Genomic DNA, 9,454 nt, shown 5'->3' with positions numbered 1-9,454 from the left:
GAGTAATGGAGTAATGGAGTAATGGAGTAATGGAGTAATGGAGTATTGGAGTATTGGAGTATTGGAGTATTGGAGTATTGGAGTATTGGAGTGGTGGAGTAGTGAATGGTAAATTGGTAAATTCGTTAATCCCTTGGTCTTTGAATACTATCGGAATCGTTTCGCTCCACCTTTGAACATTGAACTTTGAACCTTGAACCAAATCAACATATGAACCCAACAAAAACCTGCCTCGATTGCGGTGAACCGATCCTGGGTCGTGCAGACAAGAAATTCTGCAACGATATTTGCCGCAACAACTACAACAACCGCCTGAACAGCGAAACCAGCAACCTGGTAAGACGCATCAATGGAATTTTGAGGAAAAACCGGCGCATTCTGCTGGAATTAATCCCTGAGGATAAAACCACGGTTCACAAGGATAAGCTTGTGGAAAAAGGATTCAATTTCAACTACATCACCAGCATCTACACCACGAAGAAAGGCACAGTGTATCATTTTTGCTATGAATACGGCTACCTTGAACTTGACAATGATTTTTTCATGCTCGTACTCAGAACCAAACGAAAGGATTAATTCAAGGAAATTTCGGATTTCGGATCTTTCATTTTTGATTTCGGCTTCACGACTTAGGTACATTTCTCAATTCCAGAGAAAAGCCTACGATGAAAGTTGGCAATAGGCAATGAGCAGCCGTGCCTCGCCGGCAGGCGGGTTGGCAAAAAATAAAACAATCAACTACGAACTACAAAACAGCATCATTGCATTACTGTATCACAGCATCACAAAAAAACGGCAGCATGTAAGTTAGTTTCAAACCGTAAACGCCTAACCCATCTGGTGGATCGCCTTTTGGATTTCAAACATTTCATCAAGGTTTTCGCTGCGGACAAGGTAGCAGAAATCGCCCATCGCCTTTGCCAAAGCGCCATCAATGCCGCTGGAAAAAACAATATTCCCACCAAACCGGTTCATCACTTCTTCATGTGATAAAGCATAGGCAAAACGAGACTTCCGGCTTACAAAACACACATGGTATTTCCTTTCAAAAGTAAAACCGTTTTTCTTTCCTGAAATCATATCTGCCCAGGCCTGGTAAACATCAATATCGCAGCTGTAGTTAAACATATCAGTGGAAAAACCGCCCGGAGGCCGCATATTCACTTCCAATGCTACGAGTTCACCGGTTTTGTGTTCGCGAAAAAATTCAAAATGAAAAAACCTGCCCTTGACATCAAAAGCCTTCAGCGCTTTTCGCCCGGCAGCTTCAAGGTCGGCGGGAACATCCCTATGGGTATAGTAATAAACATGCGAATCCTGATGAACTACTTCCATGACCCCTTTTTCGTTCTGCATGGCGGTAAAAAAGAGCAACTCTCCATCTTTGCCCACTAGTCCGTCGAATGAAATTATATCACCATCTACAAAAGCCTCCATGATATAATCAATCGGTGGCTTGCTGCTGAAAAAACCTTCAAGTTCCTCGTCATTGCAAATCTTATAGGTGTCAGCAGCGCCTACACCTTTGTCAGGTTTTCCAACAACAGGAAAACCAGTTTCCTGTATCAGTTCCCTGGCTTCATTGATGTTTTGAACCACTTTCCCTGCGGCAACCCGAAGACTGGCTTTCCTGAAAATTTTCTTCATTTCCGATTTACTGCGGATCGTTGCCAGTTGCTCCGGCTTCAGACCTGCAATGTCAAATTTGTCGCGCAGCATGGCCTCTCTTTCAAGCCAATACTCGTTATGTGAGTCAATCCCGTCAATTTTTGAATAGCGATTGATGAAGTAATCAGCAGCATCCAACAGTTGATGGTTATTGTGCAAATCATCTACCCGGTAATATTCGCTAAGGCTTTCTTTCAAATTGTGCGAAAGCTGATCCCAATGCGCATCGCCGATGCCAAGCACATTCACTCCGTTTTTCTTCAAGGCAGCGCTGAAAGCACAATAATTTGAAGGGAAATGTGGCGAAAAATGGATATAATTCATTGGTTGATCTTTAAGTGAGCGATAAGCTATTAAACACGTTTTCAAGCAAGTTGTTTACCAGGCAGGATGTTGCTGATTTTTTGAAGGAGTGGTGGATGGTTAATTTGTTAATTGGTCAATTTGTTAATTGGTGGTGTGATGGAGTACTGGAGTAATGGAGTGGTGGGGTGGTAGAGTGGTGAATGGTCAATTCGTTAATTGGTTGATTCGTGGGGCTTGGGGCTTGGGGCTTTGAATTTTGGGCTTTGGCCTTTGGTGAGATATTTCAGCTTTAACAACTACCATTGCCGCGATTAATGCTAATTTTAGCGCCCGAAATCAAAAATATTATGACAAAGAAACTCTTCCTGCTCGATGCCATGGCATTGATATACCGTGCATATTATGCGCTGAACCGAAACCCTCGGATTAACTCGAAAGGTCTAAATACCAGTGCAGTATTGGGTTTTGCTAATACACTGTACGATGTTTTGAAAAATGAAAAACCCACCCATATCGGGGTAGCATTTGATACCAGGGTACCAACCTTACGCAGCGAGGGTTTTGCCGCATATAAAGCCAACCGTGAAAGCATGCCGGAAGATATAGTTTCTTCCTTGCCTTACATTGTAAAACTGATTGAGGCTTTTAATATTCCTATCCTGGCTGTTGATGGTTACGAGGCCGATGATGTAATCGGAACCTTGGCAAAGCAAGCCGAAAATAATGATTTCAAAGTTTTCATGATGACTCCCGATAAGGATTTCGGGCAATTGGTTTCAGAAAATGTGCTCATTTACAAGCCAGCAAAATTCGGCGAAAAAGCCGTGGTGATGGGGATTCAGGAAGTATGTGAAAAATTTGGGATCAAACATCCGCTACAGGTAATTGATATGCTGGGTTTGTGGGGCGACAGTTCCGATAATATTCCCGGCATCCCGGGTGTTGGCGAAGTAACTGCGCGCAAACTCCTCGAAGAATTCGGATCGGTTGAGAACCTGATTGAAAACAGCGCTCAAATCAGCAATCCAAAGCTACGTGAAAAAGTAGAGGCGCATAAGCAACAGGCCTTAATATCGAAACAACTGGCAACAATTGTGCTTGATGTTCCAATTGATTTCAATGAAGAAGCCCTGGTTTATTCAGAACCAAACGTAGAAAAATTAAAGGAAATTCTTGATGAACTTGAGTTCCTGACTTTTGCGAAACGCGTTTTCTCCGATCTCTCTTCCGAACCTTCGCAATCAGTCACACAAACTAGAACAATCCAGGCCGGACTGTTCGATGCCCAGGAAAGCGGTTCGGAAAATGAGATTCAAAATGGAGAACTGCTTACAATTCATAACACAGCACACACTTATCACATGGTAACAACAGCCGAAGAACGCAGCCAACTGATTGAGAAACTGAAAGCGGCCAGCAACTTTTGCTTCGACACCGAAACTACCGGCCTCGACACCCATAGTTCGGAACTTGTGTGCATGTCATTTGCAATGCAACCAAACGAAGCCTGGTGCGTGATGCTGCCCGCGAATTACGACCTGGCACTGGGCATCGTCAATGAGTTCAAACCATTGTTTGAAAACCCAAACATTGAAAAAACCGGTCAGAACCTCAAGTTCGACATCACCATGCTGCGCTATTACGATACCGAGGTCAAGGGCCCGATGTTCGACACCATGCTGGCACATTACCTGTTGGAACCAGATCAAAGGCATAATATGGATTTCCTGGCCCGAACCTATCTCAACTACGAGCCAGTTCCGATTGAATCGCTGATCGGCAAAAAAGGAAAGGCACAGGGCAGCATGCGCGACGTATCACCTGAAATACTTAAGGAATATGCCTGCGAAGACGCTGATATCACGCTGCAATTGAGGCAGGTTTTTGAACCTCAACTGAAGGAAAGCGACTGCCATGATTTATTTACAGCCATTGAAATGCCGCTGGTGCCTGTGCTAGCCTCAATGGAAGCAGAAGGTGTGAAACTTGATATAGAAAACCTTAAGGACTATTCCGGGGTGTTGAAAACCGAAATCGGGGAAATTGAAGAGCAGATTTATGAACAGGCCGGGACCAAATTCAATATTGCATCCCCGAAACAATTGGGTGATATTTTATTCGACAAAATGAAGATTGCATCCAAACCAAGGCAAACAAAAACCAAACAACATTCCACTGCTGAGGATGTGCTGAGCAAATTGGTTCACAAGCATCCGATTGTACAACTTATTCTAGATTATCGTTCGCTCACAAAACTAAAATCAACCTACGTGGATTCCTTGCCTGAACTTGTGAACCTGCGCACCGGCCGGATTCACACAAGTTATAATCAGGCTGTAACATCAACCGGGCGTTTGAGTTCAAATAATCCGAACCTGCAGAACATTCCGATCCGAACCGAACGCGGCCGTGAAATCCGCAAAGCTTTTGTGCCCCGTAATGATGACTACGTTATGCTTTCAGCCGACTACTCCCAGATTGAGCTCCGCATCATTGCTTCGCTGAGCAGCAACCAAAACATGATTGACGATTTCAATGCGGGACGGGATATTCATGCTGCCACAGCCGCACGTGTTTACAACGTAACCCTTGAAGAGGTTACCCCGGATATGCGCCGCAATGCAAAGACCGTAAATTTTGGGATCATCTATGGCATCTCAGCTTTCGGGCTTTCTGAACGCCTGAATATTCCCCGATCAGAGGCAGCTGAAATCATCAACCAGTATTTTTCAAAATATTCAGGAATCCGAAAGTACATGGATGAGCAAATCATTTCTGCCCGAGAGCATGGCTATGTTGAAACCATGATGAAGCGCCGCAGGTATCTGCGCGATATCAACTCTAACAATAGCATTGTGCGTGGTTTCGCCGAGCGCAACGCTATCAATGCTCCTATCCAGGGATCAGCAGCTGACATGATCAAACTTGCTATGATCAATGTGTTCAGGGAAATAGAAAAACAAAAATTGCGGTCGAAAATGATTTTGCAGGTACATGACGAATTGGTCTTTGATGTTCATAAAAATGAAATCAGTGAAGTGAAGAATATAATTGAAGAACAAATGAAAAACGCTCTCCCGCTTAAAGTGCCCGTAGAGATTGACATGCACACCGGAACCAATTGGCTCGAAGCACACTGACCCGCATTTTTTTCTTATAAAATTGATCAATTTTTTTGTGCAAATGTTTTATTATTTACATTTGTGCATCTTTTATTAGGAATTATCTAAAAACAAAGTCATGAAAAAAACATTACTCTCTGTTATTGCTGTGCTTATAGCTTTTGTAGCTTTCAGCCAGCCGGTTCCACGCCAAAAAGTAGTATTTGAAATTGGCACAGGCACATGGTGTGTTTATTGCCCGGGAGCTGCTATGGGAGCAGCAGATCTTATTTCCAACAGGCATGATGTTGCCATCATTAAATACCATAGCGGCGATTCCTATGCAAACACTTACTCGTCAGCTCGCCTTTCGTATTACGGTATTTCCAGTTATCCAACTACCAAAATAGATGGTATCCTCACTCATGTTGGAGGCAATGCAAACAATAGTATCTATCCCGCTTACCTCAACTATTACAACCAGAGAATCAATGTGCCTTCGCCGTTCACTGTAGCTATTTACGGAGAAAATACCGGAGGATTGAATTATGATGCCCAGGTTGTAATTAATAAAATGGACACCTACACTGCCAGCAATCTTGTTTTGCATTTTGCTGTTACTGAAACCAACATTCCACAAACCTGGTTTAACCAAACACATGTGAAGGATGTTCTTCGTTTAATGGCACCTAACCAGAACGGCACTCCACTTGATTTTTCAGCAACTGATGAGATAGTCGTTGATTTAAGCTTCACACTTAACGCAAGTTGGGTTGCAAGCAATATGTCAGTAATTGCATTTGTTCAGGATGTACCAACCAAAACGATTTTCCAGGCTTATGTTATTGAATTAGGTGATTTACAGCCTGCTTCAATCAATAGTTCTTTTATTGCCAGTAATACTGAGATCTGCGAAGGCGAAGATGTCCAGTTCACATGTCAGTCATCCGGTAATATTACTTCGTGGTTATGGACATTTCCGGGTGGTGATCCTGAAACATCCACTGAAGAAAATCCCCTGGTTATATACAACACTCCGGGAGTTTATGGAGTTACACTGGAAGTTTCAAATGCTGAGGAAACCAGCACAACTACCATGGATGACTTCATTCATGTTGACGAAATGCCAGACACACCAAACATACCTGTCGGTGATATTATTGTTGACCTGTACTACGTTACAACATCAGAATATACTGTAGCAGAAATAACAGGAGCAGAAGAATATAGTTGGAGCCTGATGCCCCTGACTGCTGGTTCAGCGGAAGGTACAGCCAATGCTTGCACAGTAACCTGGAACACGGCATTTACAGGGCAGGCTATTATTTCAGTCAAGGCTATCAGCGGAGCCTGTGAGTCTGACTACTCCGAAGAACTTGAAGTCACCGTTACAAACACCGTTGGTGTAGAAGATGCATTAACCATGAACCAATTCTCTGTATCACCAAATCCTGGTAATGGATTATTTGTGGTTCAGTTGCCTGCAATAGCAAAGGGCAAAATTCTGAATGCAAGGGTATATAATATCAACGGCAGGATTGTATGGGAGGATAAGTTAAGGCAGGAAAACACACAACAACTTACAATAAACCTCAGCCATCTAAGCCAGGGAATTTATTACCTGTCACTTGAATCCGGCACTGTTAGCCTCAGCAAATCAATCAGCATCATGAAATAGACTGAATAGCATATAAATTATTTACTAAAAGCCCTGGATTACAAAAAAATTCAGGGCTTTTCTCTTTTATCTGAGTATTATTTATAAATTTGTGAGCTGTAATTTATCCTGCTGCTTTTCAACATCTTAATAACAAACAAATTCAAAAAAAATGAGAAGTTTTACATCCTGTAAAAGTTTACTGCTAGCCCTGTTTGCCATGTTGCTGGCATTTCCGGTACTGGCCCAACGCATCGAAATGAGTTTTAATGATACCTGGGGAAACCAGGGTTATAATTTAACCCGTCAGGATCAGACCGGTGTTAGAGTGATACACTCGATTAAAAATCTTGCGATTAATGATCTTGAAGTAGATGGCGTACAAATGCACACCATTGAGCTTGCTGGTGTTTATCTTCCCAACAATGCAGGTGCCCCTGATTTACCGGGTGATGGCAGGTTTATTGCGATCCCAAATGGATCCACAGCATCACTAAGGATAAATTCCGTAAGGAAGGAGGTGCTTGAAAATATTGATTTTTTGCCAGCCTCCCCCATTCCGATGGCCGATGAGGATACCCCGGCAGAATACGTTAAAAACATGGAAATCTATTCCAAAAATGCTTTTTATCCAGCTGAACCTTTCAAGCTTTCGGAGGTTACAAACATTCGGGGCGTTGAAGTCGTGATGCTTGGAATCACACCTTTTCAGTATAATCCGGTAACCAAAGAGCTTCATATTTATTACGAGATTGATGTGGAAGTTGTATTCGAAGGTGGTACAGGCACATTTGGCGAAGACCGCCTCCGCAGCCGCTGGTGGGATCCCATCCTCCAGGATGCGATCCTAAACCGGGACATGCTTCCCCAGATTGATTACACAGCGCGTTATAAAGACATTACAACAAACAGGAGCACAGGCTATGAGTATATTGTTGTTGTTCCAAATGATCCCAGTTTTATTGCCTGGGGTGACTCCATTAAAATCTTCCGTAACCGCCAGGGAATTAAAACAACGGTTGTTACAACTGCTGAAATTGGAGGAAATGATCATACGGCCATAAAAAATTACGTTACCAATGCCTATAACAACTGGGACCTTCCTCCCGCCGCCGTTTTGTTAATGGCCGACTACGGCACTTCAGGAAACACAATTACCAGTCAATATCGCACTGATCACCCCTATGGCAGCGGGTCAAGCTATATTTCAGATAACTGGTATGCCGACATGACCAACAATGACATGGCTGACATTGTCTTTGCAAGAATTACAGCCCAGAATCAGAACGACTTACAGATTATGGTTCCCAAATTCCTGGATTACGAAAGAAACCCACCTACCAATCCCTATTTCTATGATACTCCTATTACTGCTATGGGCTGGCAAACGGAGCGTTGGTTTCAGATTTGCACCGAAGCAGTGAATGGTTTCTGGGAATATGGACAGGGTAAACAACCCCTGCGCCAGAATAATATTTATAGTGGATCACCAGGCTCAGTGTGGTCAACAGCAACCAACACAAGCTCGGTAGTGAATGTGTTCGGGCCCAACACCCTCGGTTATATCCCAGCTACCCCTGCCCATTTAAATAGCTTTGGATGGACTGCAAACGCAACCTCAATCAATGCGGCAATCAATGCGGGCGCTTTCATGCTATTGCACCGGGATCATGGTCTTGAAACCGGATGGGGAGAACCAGTGTACCGTGTTCAACACATACCCGGCACAACAAACGAAGATCTAACTTTCGTTTTCACAATTAACTGTTTAACAGGGAAATTCAACTGGTCGCAAACTAGTTTTGCCGAAGCATTCCACAGGCATCAATATGGAGCGCTTGGCCTTATTGCACCTACTGAAATTTCCTACTCATTTGTGAACGACACCTATGTTTGGGGCATGTTTGACAATATGTGGCCTGATTTTATGCCCATGTATGGAACAACACCTGCATCCAGGGATATCTTACCCGCTTTTGGTAATGTTGGTGGAAAATATTTCCTGCAACAATCAAACTGGCCATATAACACCGAACACAAAAAAATCACCTATTACCTTTTTCATCACCATGGCGATGCCTTCTCAACAGTATATTCTGAAATACCTCAGAATTTGACGGTCACACATATGCCCGTATTACTCGGAGGGTTGGATTTCTTTGAAATTACCGCTGATGAGGACTCATTTATTGCACTCTCGGTGAACGATGAACTCATTGGTGTTGCCGAAGGAACAGGCTCAGTTATTTCTATTCCTATTGAACCTCAAGAGCCGGGAACTGAAATGCTTATAACCGTAACCAAACAAAATTATTACCGTTACGAATCTGCTGTTGAATGTATTCCACCTGCAGGATGCTATGTGGTTTATAACCAAAGCGTAATCAATGATCCGAATGGAAACAATAACGGTTTGGTTGATTATGGAGAAACAATTTCTTTGGATGTTGCCCTGAAAAATCTGGGTTCCGAAATAGCCTTAGGCGTGTCTGCTATAATTTCTTCAACATCAGAACATGTCACTATAACAAACAATACAAATACTTTTGGAGATATACTGCCTGGTGAAATTTTACTGATCGAAGACGCCTTCACCTTCGATGTATCCGACGACGTTCCCAACAACACCACGATCGCCTTTGCTATTGAAATGCAAAGCGGCGACGACACCTGGACGGGCAATTTCAGCGTTGTGGCCTATGCTCCATTGTTTACCGTGGGC

At 43.2% G+C, this 9,454-nt stretch carries 5 protein-coding genes; 4 read left to right on the top strand and 1 reads right to left on the bottom strand.

What is annotated here, in order from left to right; all coding sequences use genetic code 11:
• The first annotated feature begins 210 nt into the window (after positions 1-210).
• Positions 211-576 (top strand): hypothetical protein, encoded by a 366-nt coding sequence (locus tag IH597_08015; GenBank protein MBE0662398.1) that lies wholly within the window; start codon positions 211-213, stop codon positions 574-576.
• A 252-nt stretch (positions 577-828) separates the two neighbouring features.
• On the opposite strand, the gene IH597_08010 is transcribed toward IH597_08015, so the two are convergent.
• Complete coding sequence (locus tag IH597_08010) at positions 829-1,992, bottom strand: ATP-grasp domain-containing protein (GenBank protein ID MBE0662397.1); 1,164 nt, start codon at positions 1,990-1,992, stop codon at positions 829-831.
• Between the two features lie 329 nt (positions 1,993-2,321).
• Between IH597_08010 and polA the strand changes: the two genes are divergently transcribed.
• The 3 genes from polA to IH597_07995 form a co-directional block, all read left to right on the top strand.
• Positions 2,322-5,114 carry a DNA polymerase I gene (polA, locus tag IH597_08005; protein MBE0662396.1) on the top strand — a complete coding sequence of 931 codons (2,793 nt, stop codon included), beginning with the start codon at positions 2,322-2,324 and terminating at the stop codon, positions 5,112-5,114.
• Positions 5,115-5,214: 100 nt separating this feature from the next.
• Positions 5,215-6,753 carry a PKD domain-containing protein gene (locus IH597_08000; protein MBE0662395.1) on the top strand — a complete coding sequence of 513 codons (1,539 nt, stop codon included), beginning with the start codon at positions 5,215-5,217 and terminating at the stop codon, positions 6,751-6,753.
• Positions 6,754-6,904: 151 nt separating this feature from the next.
• A partial coding sequence (locus IH597_07995; protein ID MBE0662394.1) for a hypothetical protein occupies positions 6,905-9,454 on the top strand: 2,550 nt, incomplete at its 3' end.

This window comes from Bacteroidales bacterium (assembly GCA_014860575.1).
GTDB lineage: Bacteria > Bacteroidota > Bacteroidia > Bacteroidales > JAAYJT01 > JAAYJT01.
The sequence above is the reverse complement of the archived record's forward strand: the minus strand, read 5'-3'. Positions and strand labels throughout refer to the sequence as shown.

Coding starts and splice junctions, on each gene's coding strand:
- IH597_08015 (MBE0662398.1), top strand. CDS start 211: ATGAACCCAACAAAAACCTGCCTCGATTGCGGTGAACCGATCCTGGGT.
- IH597_08010 (MBE0662397.1), bottom strand. CDS start 1,992: ATGAATTATATCCATTTTTCGCCACATTTCCCTTCAAATTATTGTGCT.
- polA (MBE0662396.1), top strand. CDS start 2,322: ATGACAAAGAAACTCTTCCTGCTCGATGCCATGGCATTGATATACCGT.
- IH597_08000 (MBE0662395.1), top strand. CDS start 5,215: ATGAAAAAAACATTACTCTCTGTTATTGCTGTGCTTATAGCTTTTGTA.